Raw genomic sequence first — 14,830 nt, 5'->3', positions numbered from 1 at the left:
GCCTAACCCCAGGCCGCCTGCGCGCCGAGGCTCTGCTTGTCGACGCGTTCGAGACGGCTCTCGGTGTAGGAGGCGATCTGGTCGACGATCACCCGGGTGCGGGCGCCGTCGTCACCGGCCCGCTCCCACGCCGGCAGCAGGATCGGGTCCAGACAGCTCGGCGCGGTCTGCGTCAGCCACTGCGCGACGCGGTGGATGCGGTCCCGCTGCCGGTCCTGCCGGTTGCGGTGCCCCGCGTCGGACATCACGTACCGCAGCGCGACGGTCTTGAGCAGTGCCACCTCCGCCGCCACGACCGGCGGGATCTCCAGGTCGGCGGCGTACCGGGACAGCGGATCGTCGCCGGCGACCTGCCGGGTCGCGGTGACCGCTGCGGTCGCGAACCGGCCGACCAGCTCGCTGGTGAGGTTCTTCAGCGCCACCGACGAGCCGAGGGTGCCGTCGTAGCGTCCGACCTCGACGACCACCGGCAGCACCGACAGCCGGCTCGCGGCCTCGACCAGGTCGTCGGCCACGAGCCCTCGGAACTCGGCGGCACCCATCTCGGCGAGCGCACGGCGTTCGGCGGGGTCGGCGAGCGCGCGCAGGTCGATCCGGCCGGCGATCACCCCGTCCTCGACGTCGTGCACGGAATACGCGACGTCGTCGGCCCAGTCCATCACCTGCGCCTCGAGGCACCGCCGGATGCCGGGAACGCCGTCCCGCACCCGTGTTGCAGGGTCGCCTTCGCGCACCCAGGCGAGGATCTCGGCGTCGTCGTCGTACGCCCCGAACTTCGCGCCCGGCTCCGGACGGGTCCACGGGTACTTGATCGCGGCGTCGAGGGCGGCGCGGGTCAGGTTCAACCCGACACTGACACCGTCCGGTCCGAGGACCTTCGGTTCCAGACTGGTGAGAATCCTCAGGTTCTGCGCGTTGCCCTCGAAACCGCCGCAGTCGGCGGCCACCTCGTCGAGGGCCTTCTCCCCGTTGTGTCCGTACGGGGGGTGCCCGATGTCGTGGGCGAGGCCCGCCAGGTCCACCAGGTCCGGATCGCAGCCGAGGCCGTCGGCGATGCCCCGGCCGATCTGCGCCACCTCGATCGAGTGCGTCAGCCGGGTGCGCGGGGTGTCACCGTCCCGCGGCCCCACCACCTGCGTCTTGTCCGCCAGCCGGCGCAGCGCGGCGCTGTGCTGCACCCGCGCCCGGTCGCGGGAGAAGTCGCTGCGCGAGGACGAGGTGCCCGGCAGCCCGGCCGTCTTCGGCGCCTCGGCGACACGCCGGTCGAGGTCGTGCTCGGTGTACGCGGACACGGTCACTGCACCGCCGTGTACGGGAAGTCGGCGGAGAAGTGGGTCAGCTGGTACCACAGCAATGCACCTGTCTCCCTGGCGATTCCGTGCAACTGCGACTCCCGGGTGAACACGGCGGGCCCCTGCCGGGTCGGCGCCGTCCACGCCTCGAGGCCGGCGTCCCGGGCCATCGTACGGGTGCGCAACGAATGCCACGGGTCGCTGACCAGGACCGCGGACGTCATCGAGTGCTCCCCCATCACCCGGCTGACGCCCTCGATGCTGCGGAGCGTGTCCGACCCTTCCTCGACCGCGATGATCCGGTCCTCCGGAACGCCCCGGGAGATCAGGTAGTTCTTGCCGGACGCCGCCTCGGTGTACAGGTCACCGACCTGCTTACCGCCGACCGTCACCACCGTCGGCGCGACGCCGCGCTCGAACAGCTTCACGGCCTGCTCGAGCCGGGCCTCGAACACCGACGACGGGGTCCCCGAGTACTGGGCCGCGCCGAGCACCACGATCGCGTCCGCGGACCGGGTGTCGTTGATCCGCGCCACCTGCCACACCCGCACCGCGGTCCCCCCGACCAACAGCAGTCCGATCAGGAGGGCCCCGACCACCGCACGCCGCAGCCACCGGGCCACGGTGCCGGTGAACCCGAGACGCTCGTCGTCGTGGGGGCGTGCTGCTGCGTAACTCACTCCACAAGTCTGCCAGCCGACGGGCGCGACACCGGCCACCGCCGCCCCGGCGGCGCCGCGGCAGGTCGGTGACGAAGGACATGCGGTGACAGCACCGTTCGATGTCACCGCTATCGACGCCGCAACCGATAGATTCGTGATCATGTCACTCGCACACCCCGTCGTTGCCGGTCGACGCAGGGGCGCGGTCGCCGCGGCCTTCGCCTTCGTGGCCACCCTGATCGCCCTGCTCGGTCTGCCCGCCACCGCCGCAGCGGACGCCCCGTCGCGGCTGCCCTCCCAGATCACCGATCCGAACGGGGTGCTCGACGGGTCCGAACGCGCCGACGTCCAGGCCGCGCTGGACAGCCTGTTCGACGAGCACCAGGTGCAGCTGTGGGTGGTGTACGTCGACTCGTTCGACGGCGTGGACGCCGACGCGTGGGCCGGCCGCACGGAGCAGCTGAGCAGCCTCGGCAACGGGACCGCCCTGCTGGCCGTCGCGACCGGGGACCGCGCGTACTCGTTCAGTGTCCCGTCCGGGATCTCCGGAGTGTCCGCGTCCGAGGTCGAGGACATCGAACGGAACGCGATCGTGCCGGCGCTGCGCCAGGAGGACTGGGCCGGCGCCGCGGTGTCCGCGGCCGGCGGGCTGTCCGACGCGATGTCGTCGACCGGATCCGGTTCCGGCGTCAAGTATCTGGTGATCGGCGGCGCGGTCGTCGTGGTCGCGGGTGGCGCGGTGCTCTACACCCGCCGCCGCAAGAGCACGGCGGGACGCGGCAGGTCCGGCAACGCCGAGATCGACTGGACCGACCCGGCCGCGGTGGCGACGCTGCCGATCGCCGCCCTCGACGCCCGCGCCAAGGAGGTCCTCGTCGAGACCGACAACGCGATCCGCACCAGCGAGGAGGAACTGAACCTCGCCCGCGGCGAGTTCGGTGATGCCGCGACCGCCCCGTTCACCGCCGCATACGAGAGCGCCAAGTCGACTCTCGCGTCGGCGTTCACGATCCGGCAGCGGCTCGACGACGACATCCCGGAGACCCCGGACCAGCAGCGCGACATGCTCGTCGAGCTGATCGCCACCTGCAGCCGCGCCGACCGCGAGCTCAACGACCGGGTGACCGAGTTCGACGGCATGCGGGACCTGCTGATCGACGCGCCGGCCCGGCTCGACGCGCTCACCCAGCGGACGGTCGAGATGACGGTCCGGATCCCCGATTCGGAGAAGACCCTGGTCTCGTTGCGCAGCGAGTTCCCCGCTCCCGCACTGGCCTCGGTGGACGGCAACATCGCGCTGGCGCGTGAGCAACTGGCGTACGCCGACCAGAACATCACCGCGGGCCGGGAGGCCGCGAGCAGGCCCGCGGGCAAGCAGGGCCCGGCGGTCGTCGCGATCCGGGCCGCCGAGGGTGCTCTCGACCAGGTCCGGGAACTGCTCGACGGCATCGACCACGCCGCGGAGAACATCCGAACCGCGATGGCGACGCTGCCCGCCGCGATCGAGGACGCCCGCAAGGACATCACCGACGCCGACGCCCTCGCCACGCACGGCGGCGCGGACCTGGCCGCCGCGAAGGCCGCCGCACAGGCGGCTCTCGAGAAGGCGGAGGCCACTCGCGACAGCGACCCGCTCGGTGCGTTCACCGAACTCGCCAAGGCCGATGCCGCGCTCGACGAGGTGATCGCCACCGCGACCGAGGCCAAGGCCACCGCCGAACGGACGGCGCAACGTCTGACGCAGGACATCACCGCTGCGCAGGCCCAGATCACCGCGGCCACCGACTTCATCGCCACGCGGCGCGGCGCGGTCGGCGCAGAGGCCCGCACCCGACTGTCGGAGGCAGAGCGGCATCTGGACGCCGCGCGGCAGCTCTCCCAGTCCGATCCGTCGCAGGCGCTGCAGCACGCGAAGGCGGCCGGTGACCTCAGCGGCCGGGCCCTCCGGCTGGCCCAGTCGGACGTCCAGCAGTGGGAGGCCAGCCGGCGGCCTCAGCAGCAGCAGAGCATGAACGGAGCGATCCTCGGCGGCATCCTGATCGACTCGATGATGCGCGGCGGCATGAGCGGCGGCTGGGGCAACCGCGGAGGCGGCTACCGGAGCGGCGGCGGCTGGGGCAACCGCGGAGGCGGCTACCGGAGCGGCGGCGGCCGGGGGCCCGGATCGTTCGGCGGCCCCAGCAGTTCCGGCCGGATCAGCCGCAGCGGACGGTTCTAGGGACCGATGGGCATGAGTGCGGCCCTCGCTCACCCGGGGATCGCGCTCGCGCTGCTGTGCGCGGCGATGGCGCTCGCCGCGGCCGTGGTGTACCGGGTCGCCGGGCTCGACCGTCCGTGGTCGGTACCTGCGGCCGCGGCCCGCGGCGCCGCCCAGTTGGCCGCGGTCTCGCTGGTGTTGGCTGCGGCGCTACGACATCTGTGGTCGGCGGCGGCGGTGCTGGTCGTGATGTTCGTTGCGGCCTCGGTCACCGCCGCCCGCCGATCGCGGTCCGGCCGATCCGGGATGTGGCTGACCGCGGCACTGGCGACGGGCATGGCGGCGGTCCTGCCCCCGATGCTGCTCAGCGGTGTGGTGCCGCTGGAGGGTGTCGCGCTGATCCCGATCGGTGGCATCCTCCTCGGTAACGCGATGACGTCCACCTCGCTGGCCGCCAAACGCGCACTCGACGCCATCGGACAGCGGCGAGGCGAGGTGGAGGCGGCGCTCAGTCTCGGCCTGAGCGAACGGGATTCGCGGATGCTGGTGGTCCACGACAGCGCCGCGGACGCCCTGTTGCCGGGGCTCGATCAGACGCGCACGGTCGGGCTGGTGACGCTGCCGGGCGCCTTCGTGGGTGTCCTGCTCGCGAGCGGATCCGCGGTGCAGGCGGGGGCCGTGCAGATCCTGGTGCTCGTCGGAGTCCTGCTGGCGCAGACCTGTGCGGTCGCGGTCACGATGGAACTCGTCGCCCGCGGGGTGGTCAGGCGCTGACGCACCTGTGCGCGCTTTCGGTGGCTCCCGCCACCCGAAAAGCGCGCACAGGTGCCAGAGGTGCTTACGCGCCGATCAGGCGCTGCGCGAGGTAGCCCTCGACCTTGTCGAGGGAGACCCGCTCCTGCTCCATGGTGTCGCGCTCACGCACGGTGACGGCGTGGTCGTCGAGGGTGTCGAAGTCGACCGTGATGCAGAACGGGGTGCCGATCTCGTCCTGGCGGCGGTAGCGGCGGCCGATCGCGCCGGCGTCGTCGAACTCAACGTTCCAGTTCTTGCGCAGCGTCGCCGCGAGATCCTTGGCCTTCGGGCTCAGTGCCTCGTTGCGGCTCAGCGGCAGCACCGCCGCCTTGACCGGCGCGAGCCGGCGGTCGAGGCGGAGCACGGTGCGCTTGTCGACGCCGCCCTTCGCGTTCGGCGCCTCGTCCTCCTGGTAGGCGTCGACGAGGAAGGCCATCAGCGATCGGGTCAGGCCGGCAGCCGGCTCGATCACGTACGGCGTGTAGCGCTCACCGGTGGCCTGGTCGAAGTACTTCAGGTCCTGGCCCGAGGACTCCTCGTGGACGCGGAGGTCGTAGTCGGTGCGGTTCGCGACACCCTCGAGTTCGCCCCACTCGCTGCCCTGGAACTCGAAGCGGTACTCGATGTCGACGGTGCGCTTGGAGTAGTGCGACAGCTTGGCCTCGGGGTGCTCGTAGAGACGCAGGTTGTCCGGGTTGATGCCGAGGTCGGTGTACCAGGCGAGGCGGGTGTCGATCCAGTACTGGTGCCACTCCTCGTCCTCACCGGGCTTGACGAAGAACTCCATCTCCATCTGCTCGAACTCGCGGGTGCGGAAGATGAAGTTGCCGGGGGTGATCTCGTTGCGGAAGCTCTTGCCGATCTGGCCGATGCCGAACGGCGGCTTCTTGCGGGAGGTGGTGAGCACGTTCGCGAAGTTGACGAAGATGCCCTGCGCGGTCTCCGGGCGGAGGTAGTGCAGGCCCTCCTCGGACTCGACCGGGCCGAGGTAGGTCTTGAGCATCATGTTGAAGTCGCGGGGCTCGGTCCACTGACCGACGGTGCCGCAGTCGGGGCACACGAGGACGTCCATCGCGACGTCGTCGGGGTTGTCGAGACCCTTCTTCTCGGCGTACGCCTCCTGCAGGTGGTCCTGCCGGTGCCGCTTGTGGCAGTTCAGGCATTCGACGAGCGGGTCGTTGAAGACGCCGACGTGGCCGGACGCGACCCACACCTGGCGGGGCAGGATGACCGAGGAGTCCAGGCCGACGACGTCGTCGCGGCTGGTGACCATCGACCGCCACCACTGCTTCTTGATGTTCTCCTTGAGCTCGACGCCGAGCGGCCCGTAATCCCAGGCGGACCGGGTGCCACCGTAGATCTCGCCACAGGGGAAGACGAGACCTCGACGCTTGGCGAGGTTGGCGACGGTTTCGACCTTGGACTTGGGTGCCACTGGGGAAGCTCTCCATCTGGGTAATAGATGCTGTGTGGATAGGGACGTGCGTTCCCAGCCTATCGGCAGGCGCGAGCACACCCCAATTCACCGTTTGACATGCATACTCGTGCATATCAAAATGGATACGGTTTGCAATAAGGTCATCGTGAGCCCGAGCACGACACCCCGGACATCCACCGCGAAGGAGTACGCCGAAGTGAGCATCACCGACGCCGACGGTCTGCACAGCCCCGGCGCCGAAGCCGCTCCCCCCGCACAACTGCCGGGTCGCGAGACCATGGACGCCGCGGGCGACCTCCTGCGAGCCCTGGCCGCGCCGGTGCGGATCGCGATCGTCCTGCAACTCCACGAGGCTCCGCGGTGCGTGCACGAACTCGTCGACGCACTGGAGGTCACACAGCCGCTGATCAGCCAGCACCTGCGAGTCCTCAAGTCCGCGGGCGTGGTTCGCGGCGACCGCTCCGGGCGCGAGGTGGTCTACCGCCTCGTCGACGACCATCTCGCCCACATCGTGATCGACGCCGTCGCCCACGCCGAGGAAGGACACTGACGTGACCGACAAGCCCCGCATCCCGGTGGTGGTCGGCGTGCGCGCGACCAAGCAGCGCAGCGCGATCTCGGCGCTCCTGGACGAGATCGACGAGTTCCGGTCCGCCCAGGATCTGCACGACGAGTTACGCAAGCGCGGCGAGGGCATCGGCCTGACCACCGTGTACCGCACCCTGCAGACCCTCGCCGAGGCCGGCACCGTCGACATGCTCCGCACCGACACCGGGGAGTCGGTGTACCGCCGCTGCTCGTCGGGCCACCACCATCACCTGGTGTGCCGGTCGTGCGGGTTCACCGTCGAGGTCGACGGTCCGGAGGTCGAGCGGTGGTCACAGTCGATCGCGGAGGCCAACGGGTTCACCGACGCCAGTCACACCGTGGAGATCTTCGGCACCTGCCGCACCTGCGCCACCGCGTGACGACTCTCGTCAACCAATGGTTGACGATTGCCCATCGTCAACTTAGAGTTGACGCATGTCGGAACCCACACAACTCACCCCCAAGATCCGGCTCGACGACCTGATCGACGCGATCAAGAAGGTCCACGCCGATCCGCTCGAACAGCTCTCCGATGCGGTGCTCGCCGCCGACCACCTCGGCGATGTCGCCGACCACCTGATCGGCCACTTCGTCGACCAGGCCCGCCGCACCGGCGCCTCCTGGACCGACATCGGCCGCAGCATGGGCGTCAGCAAGCAGGCCGTGCAGAAGCGGTTCACCCCGAAGGATCCCGGCACGGCCGCCGACCTCGATCCGAACCAGGGCTTCAACCGGTTCACCCCGCGGGCACGCAACGTCGTCGCCGCGGCGCACAACGAGGCCAAGGCCGCCGGCTCAGTCGAGGTCACGCCCGCTCATCTGACCCTCGGCCTGCTCGCCGAACCCGAGTCGCTGGCCCTGCTGCTCCTCGGCAGGCAGTCCGTGACCGTGGACGCCGTCCGCGAGGGCGTCACCGCCACCCTGCCCGCGCCTGCCGACGAGACACCCGAACTGATCCCCTACGACACCGCCGCACGCAAAGCACTGGAACTGACCTTCCGTCACGCACTTCGACTGGGCCACAACTACATCGGCACCGAGCACGTTCTCCTCGCACTGCTCGAGGTCGAGGACGGCAACGGTCCGCTGTCGGGCCTGGGCGTCGACCGCGACCGACTCGAGGCGGACCTCACCGCTGCCCTCGCCGCACTCACACCGAAGGAGTCCTGAGCGGACGCCAACGGATCGGTCGGAACATCCGCCGCATCACCGCCTGCGCGCGGTCGGTGTACGGCGGGTAGGCGAACCTCGGGCCGGACTGCCCGACCACCGGCAGCGGGGTCAGCGGTAGGTGTCGCCGGTGATTGCGGAGATGACGTCGAGCAGGTGCACCACCACGAACCCGAACAGGCCGAGGCCCAGCAGCGCGAGTGACACGAAGGCAATCCAGGCGAGTGCACGCACCGCACCGGCGACCTCCACCCTGCCACCGAGGATCCGAAGGTACAGGACGCCGAGGTCTATCAGCCGAACCAGAAGGATCATCGACGGATCTCCGCTCGCAACCGACCATGCCTCACGTCATGCACACATTCGAGAAGGTGAGCACCGGCCAGCACACGACGGAACCGAGGAACGAGATCACGACGTCGAGTCCGTGCATGTCCCGCAGGTGATCGGTGTGCGTGAGCGTCCACACGACGCCCATGACGAAGTACGGGATGCCCACCAAGATCAGGACTCCGAGGAACTCGGAGACCTTCATCTCGTAGTGCAGGATTCGGTCGAGCGCATTCATCAGGCGACGCCCCCTCGTGATCGCTGTCGACAGGTCTGCGGCCGGACCGGATCGCAACCCCCTCGGGCACGTATGTTAACAGCGATTCGCATCTGCGCAACCAATGGATCCCCGCAAATCCGTTCGCACCGAATGACTCCCGAGTACGCATTCCTCACCCAGGCGCAGGAGTCCGACACCTCCCTCGCAGGAATGACCCTGCGCGGAGCCGTCACATGTCGGACATCGCGCACCTTTGACGCGCGCCCGCCTCGTCACGACGACGAGACGGGCACGTCGGCTCTCACATCCACATCCTCATGCGGGTTGGGTGATATGGCCCAGCTGGCTCAGGAGCGACAACTGGTCGCAGAAGATCCGGCAGGAGACGACCTTGCCATCCGATCCGAATCGCATTACCTCGCAGTACGATACGGTCCGTCGTCCGGCCGGTCGGCGGGAGGTCGCCCAGGGGACCGTCGTTGCGACCCCTTCCCTGGAACATGCACACCGAGAAGTCGGGCCCGTCCAGGTACTGCGCCTCCTCGATCCGGGAATCGGAGAACCCGGTCAGCCACCCCTGCAGCCACCCCTTGAACTCACCCAGGGTGTGCATTGCCAGGCCGCGTGGCACGTCCTCATAGGTGAACTTCGCATCGAGGTAGTCGTCCATTGCGTCGAAGTCGCGGCCGAGGAACAAGCCGTGCAGCTTCTGATGAATATCGCCGTTTCCCATGATGTTGTGTCACCTGATGCGCGGGCAACATCCCGCAGGGTCGAACGGAGGATCTCGACATTTCGCCTCACGCCCATGTCCCCAGTCTGTGCCGGCCCGATGCACGACCGGTACCCCCAAATCCTGGGGGTACCGGCGCGGGAGCCGGCCCGGGGGGTCGGGCGACCTCCGCTACGGCAGCAGGCCCTGCCTGCTGTCATCCACCCCGGAAAGCACCAGCAGGAGCATCGTGGTCAACGCCTCGTCGGTCAGTCCGGCGGCCGGGAAGGTGTACCGGAGGATGACATCGGCGAACCGGCCGCGGGTGATCACGGAGACGAGTCCGAACTGCAGCGCCGCGTTCTTGTCGGCGACCCTGCGGTGCAGTGTGGTGCTGACCGGCCGGTCCCAGGCCAGCACCGCCGTCAGCGCCAGCACCTCCAGTCCCGGAGCCAGGGCCACCGCCCGCAGCGAACACAGCGCCCCGGCGTACTCGAATCCCAGTGAGCCGTCGTCGGTTTCGGTGACAGTCACGAAATGCGCGAGAGTGTCGCGGGCGCGGCCCTGCAGCACCTGTGCGGTGTCCTCGCTCACTGCTCCTTCACCCCACCGAACCTCCGGTCGCGGGAGGCGTACTCCACGCACGCCGCCCACAGGTCACGTCGGTCGAAGTCGGGGAACAGCTTCTCCTGGAACACCATTTCCGCGTAGGCGGACTGCCAGATGAGGAAGTTCGAGGTGCGCTGCTCGCCGGACGGCCGCAGAAACAGGTCGACGTCGGGCATCTCCGGCTCGTCCAGGAACCGGGCGACGGTCGCCTCGGTGACCTTCTCCGGGTTGATCTCCCCGGCCGCGACCCGCCGCGCGATCTCCCTTGCCGCATCGGCGATCTCGGCTCGGCCGCCGTAGTTGACGCACATCGTCAGCGTCATCACGTCGTTGTCCTTGGTCATCTCCTCGGCGATCTCGAGTTCCTTGATCACCGACGCCCACAGCCGCGGCCGCCGTCCCGCCCAGCGCACCCGCACACCCATCTCGTGCATCTCGTCACGCCGGCGCCGGATCACGTCCCGGTTGAACCCCATGAGGAACTTGACCTCCTCGGGGCTGCGCTTCCAGTTCTCGGTGGAGAACGCGTATGCCGAGAGCCACTTGACGCCGATCTCGATGCAGCCCTCGAGGGTGTCCATCAGCACGGCCTCGCCGCGCTCGTGACCGGCGGTGCGGGGCAGGCCCCGCTCCTGCGCCCAGCGACCGTTGCCGTCCATCACCAGCGCCACGTGCCGGGGGATCAGTTCCGGCTGAATGATCGGGGGCCGGGCACCGGACGGGTGCGGGCTGGGGGGCCGGATCTCCCGGTCAGGCGAGGCTTGCGGTGCGCGTCGTCGGATCACGACCTTCATCCTGCCCGACCGCCTCGTCGACAGCGGCATGCGGCCGGGACCGCTCGATCAGCGGCAGCGTCCGCAACTGCCGTTCCAGGTGCCACTGCAGGTGCGCGGCCACCAGCCCGGACGCCTGGGAGCGCACCGCCGGGGAGACGGTCTCGGTGTACGCCCATTCGCCGCGGTCGAGGGCGCTCATCAGGTCCAGCACGCCGGGTGACGGGGTGGCCGCACCGGGCGGGCGGCAGTGCACGCACACCGCTCCCCCGGCCGCGACGTGGAAGGCGCGGTGCGGTCCGGGAGCGGCGCAGCGGGCGCACTCGTCGAGGGCCGGGGCCCAGCCGGCGAAACCCATCGCCCGCAGCAGGAAGGCGTCGAGGATCAGCTCCGGCGGACGGATCTGGTCACTGACCGCCCGCAACGCGCCGACGGTCAGCCGGTGCAGCCGCGGCGCCGGGGCCCGCTCCTCCCCGGACAGCCGCTCGGCCGTCTCGAGGATCGCGCACGCGGTGGTGTAGCGGCCGTAGTCGTCGACGATGTCGGTGGCGAAGGCGTCGAGGGTCTGCACCTGGGTCACCACGTCGAGGCTCCGGCCGGGGTAGAGCTGGACGTCGATGTGCGCGAACGGTTCGAGCCGGGCCCCGAACTTCGACTTCGTCCGGCGCACGCCCTTGGCCACCGCCCGGACCAGACCGTGCTGGCGGGTGAGCAGGGTGACGATGCGGTCCGCCTCGCCCAGCTTGTGCTGGCGCAGCACCACCGCATGATCCCGGTACAACCTCACCGAACCAGTCTCCCACGGGGCACCGTCACCCCCGCACCCCCCGCGCCGTGAGTTCTTTTGGCCCGCGAGTGGGCGAAAAGGACTCACGGGCGGCGGAGCCGCTGCTACCGTTCGTTCGAACGAACAGGGGGCGCGACATGAGCGTTGACACCGGTCAACAAGGGGCACCGCGGGTGGGCGCGGTCGGGAACGAGGGGTCCGACCGCGCCTGGCCGTCGCTCGAGGAGTGCGCGCGGTCGCTGGCCGCCGGCGAGACCACCGCGGTCGCGATGGTCACCCGCAGTCTGGACGCGATCGCCGCCGCCCAGCCGACCCTGAACGCGTTCAAGGTGGTGCGCCGCACCGCCGCGCTGGCCGAGGCCGCCGACGCCGATCGCCGTCTCGCCGCAGGTGAGCGACTCCCCCTGCTCGGCGTCCCGATCGCCGTCAAGGACGACGTCGACGTCGCCGGCGAACCCACGGCATTCGGCTGCGCGGGCGACTTCCCCGCCAAGACCGCCGACTCCGAGGTGGTGCGCCGCCTGCGCGCCGCCGGCGCGGTGATCGTCGGCAAGACCAACAGCCCCGAGTTTGGCCAGTGGCCCTTCACCGGCGGCAGCTTCGGCCACACCCGCAACCCGTGGGACCGCGGCCGCACCCCGGGAGGCTCGTCGGGCGGCAGCGCCGCCGCGGTCGCGGCCGGACTCGTGCCCGCCGCACTGGGCTCGGACGGCGCCGGCTCGGTGCGGATCCCGGCGTCGTGGACCAACCTGGTCGGCATCAAGCCGCAGCGCGGACGGATCTCCACCTGGCCGGATCCCGAGGCGTTCCACGGCATCACCGTGATCGGCCCGCTCGCCCGGACGGTCGCCGACGCGGCCCTGCTCCTCGACCTCGTCGCCGGACCGCACGACGGCGACCTGCACACGCCACGGCCGGTCACCGTCCGCGAGGCCGCCGACCGCGACCCCGGACCGCTGCGGATCGCACTGTCGCTGAAGCGGCCGTTCACCGCGACCCCGACCGCGCTGCACCCGGAGATGCTCGGCGCTGTCGGCGCCGTGGCACACACCCTGCGCCGGCTCGGGCACCAGGTCGTCCTCGCCGACCCGGACTATGGAATCACATTGGGCGCCAACTTCCTTCCCCGGTCGATGGCCGGGCTGGAGCTGTGGCGACGGCGCGCACCCGATCCGTCGCTGCTCGACCCGCGCACCCTCGCGAACGCCCGCAACGGACGCCTGCTCGGCGGCCTGCCGCTGCGCGCCGCCCGCGCCGCCGAGCCGCGGATCCGGCGGCGGATCGGCGCGATCTTCTCCGAGTTCGACGTGATCCTCGCCCCGACCACCGCGACCCCGCCGCCTCCGGTCCACGCGATCGACCACACCGGACACTTCGACACCGACAAGGTGATCACCGCCGCGTGCCCGTACACGTGGCCGTGGAACGTGCTCGGCTGGCCGTCGGTGAACGTCCCCGCCGGGTTCACCGCCGACGGGCTGCCGCGGGGCGTGCAGCTGATGGGTCACGACTCCACCGAGCCGATGCTGGTGGCACTCGCGGGGCAGCTCGAACGCGAACTGCGCTGGGACACGGTGTGTCCCGACCGGTGGTGGTGAGATGACGACGCAGACGGCGCCGGCCCGGGACCGGATCCTCGACGCGGTGCTGCACGTGATCGGCACGGACGGCGTCGCGGCGGTGACCAATCGGCGGATCGCCGCACAGGCGGGCGTGTCGCTCGGCTCGATCACCTACCACTTCCCCACCCGGACGGACATGCTGCGCGACGCGCTGCTCGGTTTCGTCACCGACGAGACCGCCCGGCTGACGACCCTCGCGGAGAGCTACCGGGACCGGGGACTGAGCATCGTCGACGCCGCGTCGCTGACCGAACAGGTGGTCCGCGACCTCGGCTGGTCGGCCGAGCGTCTGGCTCCGTTCGAGCTGTACATCCAGGCCGGCCGCGACCCGTCGCTGCAGGACGCCGCCGACGAGTGCTTCGCCGCCTACGACGCGCTGACCGTCACGATCCTCGAGGCCCTCGGGGTGCCGGACGCCGCCGCGGTCGCCCCGACCCTGGTCGCGACAATCGCCGGTCTGCAGCTGCGCCGCGTCGCGACCGGCGTGCCGCAGGACGTCTCCGTCGCGATCCTGCGGCTGCTCGCCGGCGGCTGACGCGGCGCCGGGGCGGCTTCAGTCGTCCGGTCAGGCACCGCGGTCGGGTGCGGTCATGTCGCCCGTCCGCGGCGTGCCCTCGGCGAGCCCGTAGCGCAGGTACACCGTGCCCTTCGGACCGGCCACCGGCGCATCGAGAAGCGTGAGGTTGGTGGGCACCGCGCCGCCGTCGAACACCTTCTTCCCGACGCCGAGCACGATCGGGTGCACCCAGAGGTCGAGGCGGTCGAACAGCTTCTCGCGCAGGAGGGTCTGGACCAGGTTCAGGCTTCCGACGACCTTCACGTGTTCGTGCCGGTCCCGGATCTCACGCACCGCGGTCGCCAGATCCGGGCCGAGCCGCGTGGACCCCGCCCACGAGAGGTCGGGCCTGCCGCGGGACGCCACGTACTTCGGGACCCTGTTGAAGAGCGTCGCGATCTCGTTGTCCTCGCCGCCCTCCTGATGGGGCCAGTAGGCGGCGAAGATGTCGTACGTCCGTCGGCCGAGCAGGAGGGCGTCCGTGCCCTCGTACGCGGCACCGACCTGCGCCCCGGCGACCTCGTCCAGCAGGGGCGCCTGCCAGCCGCCGAACGGGAACCCGACCGGGTCCTCCTCGGGGCCGCCGGGTGCCTGCCCGACGAGGTCGAGGGTTGCGAACAGCTCGATGTGGATGAGACCCATGCCGTCCTCCAGTTGAGGTGGTTGTCCTTCCTTGGAAGGTAGACCTCCTGGCGTCGACGGACAGGCACCTTCCCAAGGACACCCGGCGGTGTGATGCTGGTTCTTGGTCGACTGAACCGAGGAGGTTCCCATGGTCACCACCAAGGCACTGCTGGTCCGGCTCGAGGCGAAGGCAGGCAAGGAGGACGCGGTCGAGGAGTTCCTGCGGTCGGCGGTGCCGCTCGTCGAACAGGAGCCGGACACCACTGCGTGGTTCGCGGTGCGGTTCGGACCGTCGTCGTTCGGGATCATCGACGCGTTCCCCGACGAGGCCGGGCGGGCGACGCATCTGGGTGGGGCCGTCGCGAAGGCTCTCGGCGAGCGCGCCGAGGAACTGTTCTCCGTGCCGCCGGAGATCAGCAATCTCGACGTCCTCGCCGACAAACTCTGACCGGGGA

18 protein-coding genes are annotated in these 14,830 nt (G+C 70.3%); 8 read left to right on the top strand and 10 right to left on the bottom strand.

The features are described 5' to 3' along the window. Window positions 1–2: 2 nt before the first annotated feature. Together ACWEPG_RS20595 and ACWEPG_RS20590 are read right to left on the bottom strand one after the other, a co-directional pair. The gene (locus tag ACWEPG_RS20595; RefSeq protein ID WP_452595161.1) at window positions 3–1,298 is read right to left on the bottom strand and encodes a deoxyguanosinetriphosphate triphosphohydrolase; all 1,296 of its coding nucleotides are present in this window, start codon (window positions 1,296–1,298) and stop codon (window positions 3–5) included. Continuing rightward, window positions 1,295–1,972, bottom strand: a complete 678-nt coding sequence (locus tag ACWEPG_RS20590; protein ID WP_450112764.1) for a YdcF family protein — start codon at window positions 1,970–1,972, stop codon at window positions 1,295–1,297. Before ACWEPG_RS20590 ends, ACWEPG_RS20595 begins: the two co-directional genes overlap by 4 nt. 142 nt (window positions 1,973–2,114) lie before the next feature. Between ACWEPG_RS20590 and ACWEPG_RS20585 the strand changes: the two genes are divergently transcribed. After that, a complete protein-coding gene (locus tag ACWEPG_RS20585; RefSeq protein ID WP_452595160.1) occupies window positions 2,115–4,172 on the top strand; it encodes a TPM domain-containing protein in 2,058 nt (685 codons plus the stop codon). Window positions 4,173–4,184: 12 nt separating this feature from the next. Beyond that, window positions 4,185–4,925: an ABC transporter permease gene (locus ACWEPG_RS20580; protein WP_452595159.1), complete on the top strand. Its 741-nt coding sequence runs from the start codon at window positions 4,185–4,187 to the stop codon at window positions 4,923–4,925. 64 nt (window positions 4,926–4,989) lie between these two features. On the opposite strand, the gene ACWEPG_RS20575 is transcribed toward ACWEPG_RS20580, so the two are convergent. Further along, the gene (locus ACWEPG_RS20575) at window positions 4,990–6,381 is read right to left on the bottom strand and encodes a glycine--tRNA ligase (protein WP_450112761.1); all 1,392 of its coding nucleotides are present in this window, start codon (window positions 6,379–6,381) and stop codon (window positions 4,990–4,992) included. 121 nt (window positions 6,382–6,502) lie between these two features. On the opposite strand from ACWEPG_RS20575, the gene ACWEPG_RS20570 reads away from it, so the two are divergent. From ACWEPG_RS20570 to ACWEPG_RS20560, 3 genes are read left to right on the top strand one after another with little or no spacing between them, the layout of a single operon-like run. After that, window positions 6,503–6,934 carry an ArsR/SmtB family transcription factor gene (locus ACWEPG_RS20570; protein WP_452595158.1) on the top strand — a complete coding sequence of 144 codons (432 nt, stop codon included), beginning with the start codon at window positions 6,503–6,505 and terminating at the stop codon, window positions 6,932–6,934. Window position 6,935: 1 nt separating this feature from the next. Beyond that, a complete protein-coding gene (locus ACWEPG_RS20565; protein WP_450112759.1) occupies window positions 6,936–7,352 on the top strand; it encodes a Fur family transcriptional regulator in 417 nt (138 codons plus the stop codon). Window positions 7,353–7,407: 55 nt separating this feature from the next. Next, a complete protein-coding gene (locus ACWEPG_RS20560; RefSeq protein ID WP_450112758.1) occupies window positions 7,408–8,142 on the top strand; it encodes a Clp protease N-terminal domain-containing protein in 735 nt (244 codons plus the stop codon). Between the two features lie 111 nt (window positions 8,143–8,253). On the opposite strand, the gene ACWEPG_RS20555 is transcribed toward ACWEPG_RS20560, so the two are convergent. From ACWEPG_RS20555 to recO, 6 genes are all read right to left on the bottom strand, one after another. Further along, the gene (locus tag ACWEPG_RS20555; RefSeq protein ID WP_450112757.1) at window positions 8,254–8,457 is read right to left on the bottom strand and encodes a hypothetical protein; all 204 of its coding nucleotides are present in this window, start codon (window positions 8,455–8,457) and stop codon (window positions 8,254–8,256) included. A gap of 31 nt (window positions 8,458–8,488) precedes the next feature. Next, window positions 8,489–8,710 (bottom strand): hypothetical protein, encoded by a 222-nt coding sequence (locus ACWEPG_RS20550; RefSeq protein WP_450112756.1) that lies wholly within the window; start codon window positions 8,708–8,710, stop codon window positions 8,489–8,491. Window positions 8,711–8,993: 283 nt separating this feature from the next. Continuing rightward, window positions 8,994–9,425 carry a hypothetical protein gene (locus ACWEPG_RS20545; RefSeq protein ID WP_450112755.1) on the bottom strand — a complete coding sequence of 144 codons (432 nt, stop codon included), beginning with the start codon at window positions 9,423–9,425 and terminating at the stop codon, window positions 8,994–8,996. Window positions 9,426–9,596: 171 nt separating this feature from the next. Further along, window positions 9,597–9,998, bottom strand: a complete 402-nt coding sequence (locus ACWEPG_RS20540; protein ID WP_450112754.1) for a hypothetical protein — start codon at window positions 9,996–9,998, stop codon at window positions 9,597–9,599. Then, complete coding sequence (locus ACWEPG_RS20535; protein ID WP_452595157.1) at window positions 9,995–10,807, bottom strand: isoprenyl transferase; 813 nt, start codon at window positions 10,805–10,807, stop codon at window positions 9,995–9,997. Before ACWEPG_RS20535 ends, ACWEPG_RS20540 begins: the two co-directional genes overlap by 4 nt. Continuing rightward, on the bottom strand, window positions 10,764–11,573 hold the full coding sequence (recO, locus tag ACWEPG_RS20530) for a DNA repair protein RecO (protein WP_450134948.1): 810 nt from the start codon (window positions 11,571–11,573) through the stop codon (window positions 10,764–10,766). The genes ACWEPG_RS20535 and recO overlap by 44 nt, the downstream gene beginning before the upstream one ends. A gap of 137 nt (window positions 11,574–11,710) precedes the next feature. On the opposite strand from recO, the gene ACWEPG_RS20525 reads away from it, so the two are divergent. Continuing rightward, window positions 11,711–13,171 (top strand): amidase, encoded by a 1,461-nt coding sequence (locus ACWEPG_RS20525; RefSeq protein ID WP_452595156.1) that lies wholly within the window; start codon window positions 11,711–11,713, stop codon window positions 13,169–13,171. A 1-nt stretch (window position 13,172) separates the two neighbouring features. Next, on the top strand, window positions 13,173–13,730 hold the full coding sequence (locus ACWEPG_RS20520) for a TetR/AcrR family transcriptional regulator (RefSeq protein WP_450134946.1): 558 nt from the start codon (window positions 13,173–13,175) through the stop codon (window positions 13,728–13,730). A 30-nt stretch (window positions 13,731–13,760) separates the two neighbouring features. On the opposite strand, the gene ACWEPG_RS20515 is transcribed toward ACWEPG_RS20520, so the two are convergent. Continuing rightward, on the bottom strand, window positions 13,761–14,393 hold the full coding sequence (locus tag ACWEPG_RS20515; protein ID WP_452595155.1) for a dihydrofolate reductase family protein: 633 nt from the start codon (window positions 14,391–14,393) through the stop codon (window positions 13,761–13,763). Window positions 14,394–14,523: 130 nt separating this feature from the next. On the opposite strand from ACWEPG_RS20515, the gene ACWEPG_RS20510 reads away from it, so the two are divergent. Further along, complete coding sequence (locus ACWEPG_RS20510; RefSeq protein WP_452595154.1) at window positions 14,524–14,823, top strand: putative quinol monooxygenase; 300 nt, start codon at window positions 14,524–14,526, stop codon at window positions 14,821–14,823. Window positions 14,824–14,830 lie beyond the last annotated feature (7 nt).

The organism is Rhodococcus sp. NPDC004095 (assembly GCF_053604015.1).
Note: the sequence above shows the minus strand (reverse complement) of the source record. Positions and strands in the feature narration are given on the sequence as shown.

Coding starts and splice junctions, on each gene's coding strand:
- ACWEPG_RS20585 (WP_452595160.1), top strand. CDS start 2,115: ATGTCACTCGCACACCCCGTCGTTGCCGGTCGACGCAGGGGCGCGGTC.
- ACWEPG_RS20580 (WP_452595159.1), top strand. CDS start 4,185: ATGAGTGCGGCCCTCGCTCACCCGGGGATCGCGCTCGCGCTGCTGTGC.
- ACWEPG_RS20570 (WP_452595158.1), top strand. CDS start 6,503: ATGGATACGGTTTGCAATAAGGTCATCGTGAGCCCGAGCACGACACCC.
- ACWEPG_RS20560 (WP_450112758.1), top strand. CDS start 7,408: ATGTCGGAACCCACACAACTCACCCCCAAGATCCGGCTCGACGACCTG.
- ACWEPG_RS20555 (WP_450112757.1), bottom strand. CDS start 8,457: ATGATCCTTCTGGTTCGGCTGATAGACCTCGGCGTCCTGTACCTTCGG.
- ACWEPG_RS20550 (WP_450112756.1), bottom strand. CDS start 8,710: ATGAATGCGCTCGACCGAATCCTGCACTACGAGATGAAGGTCTCCGAG.
- ACWEPG_RS20545 (WP_450112755.1), bottom strand. CDS start 9,425: ATGGGAAACGGCGATATTCATCAGAAGCTGCACGGCTTGTTCCTCGGC.
- ACWEPG_RS20535 (WP_452595157.1), bottom strand. CDS start 10,807: ATGAAGGTCGTGATCCGACGACGCGCACCGCAAGCCTCGCCTGACCGG.
- ACWEPG_RS20525 (WP_452595156.1), top strand. CDS start 11,711: ATGAGCGTTGACACCGGTCAACAAGGGGCACCGCGGGTGGGCGCGGTC.
- ACWEPG_RS20520 (WP_450134946.1), top strand. CDS start 13,173: ATGACGACGCAGACGGCGCCGGCCCGGGACCGGATCCTCGACGCGGTG.
- ACWEPG_RS20515 (WP_452595155.1), bottom strand. CDS start 14,393: ATGGGTCTCATCCACATCGAGCTGTTCGCAACCCTCGACCTCGTCGGG.
- ACWEPG_RS20510 (WP_452595154.1), top strand. CDS start 14,524: ATGGTCACCACCAAGGCACTGCTGGTCCGGCTCGAGGCGAAGGCAGGC.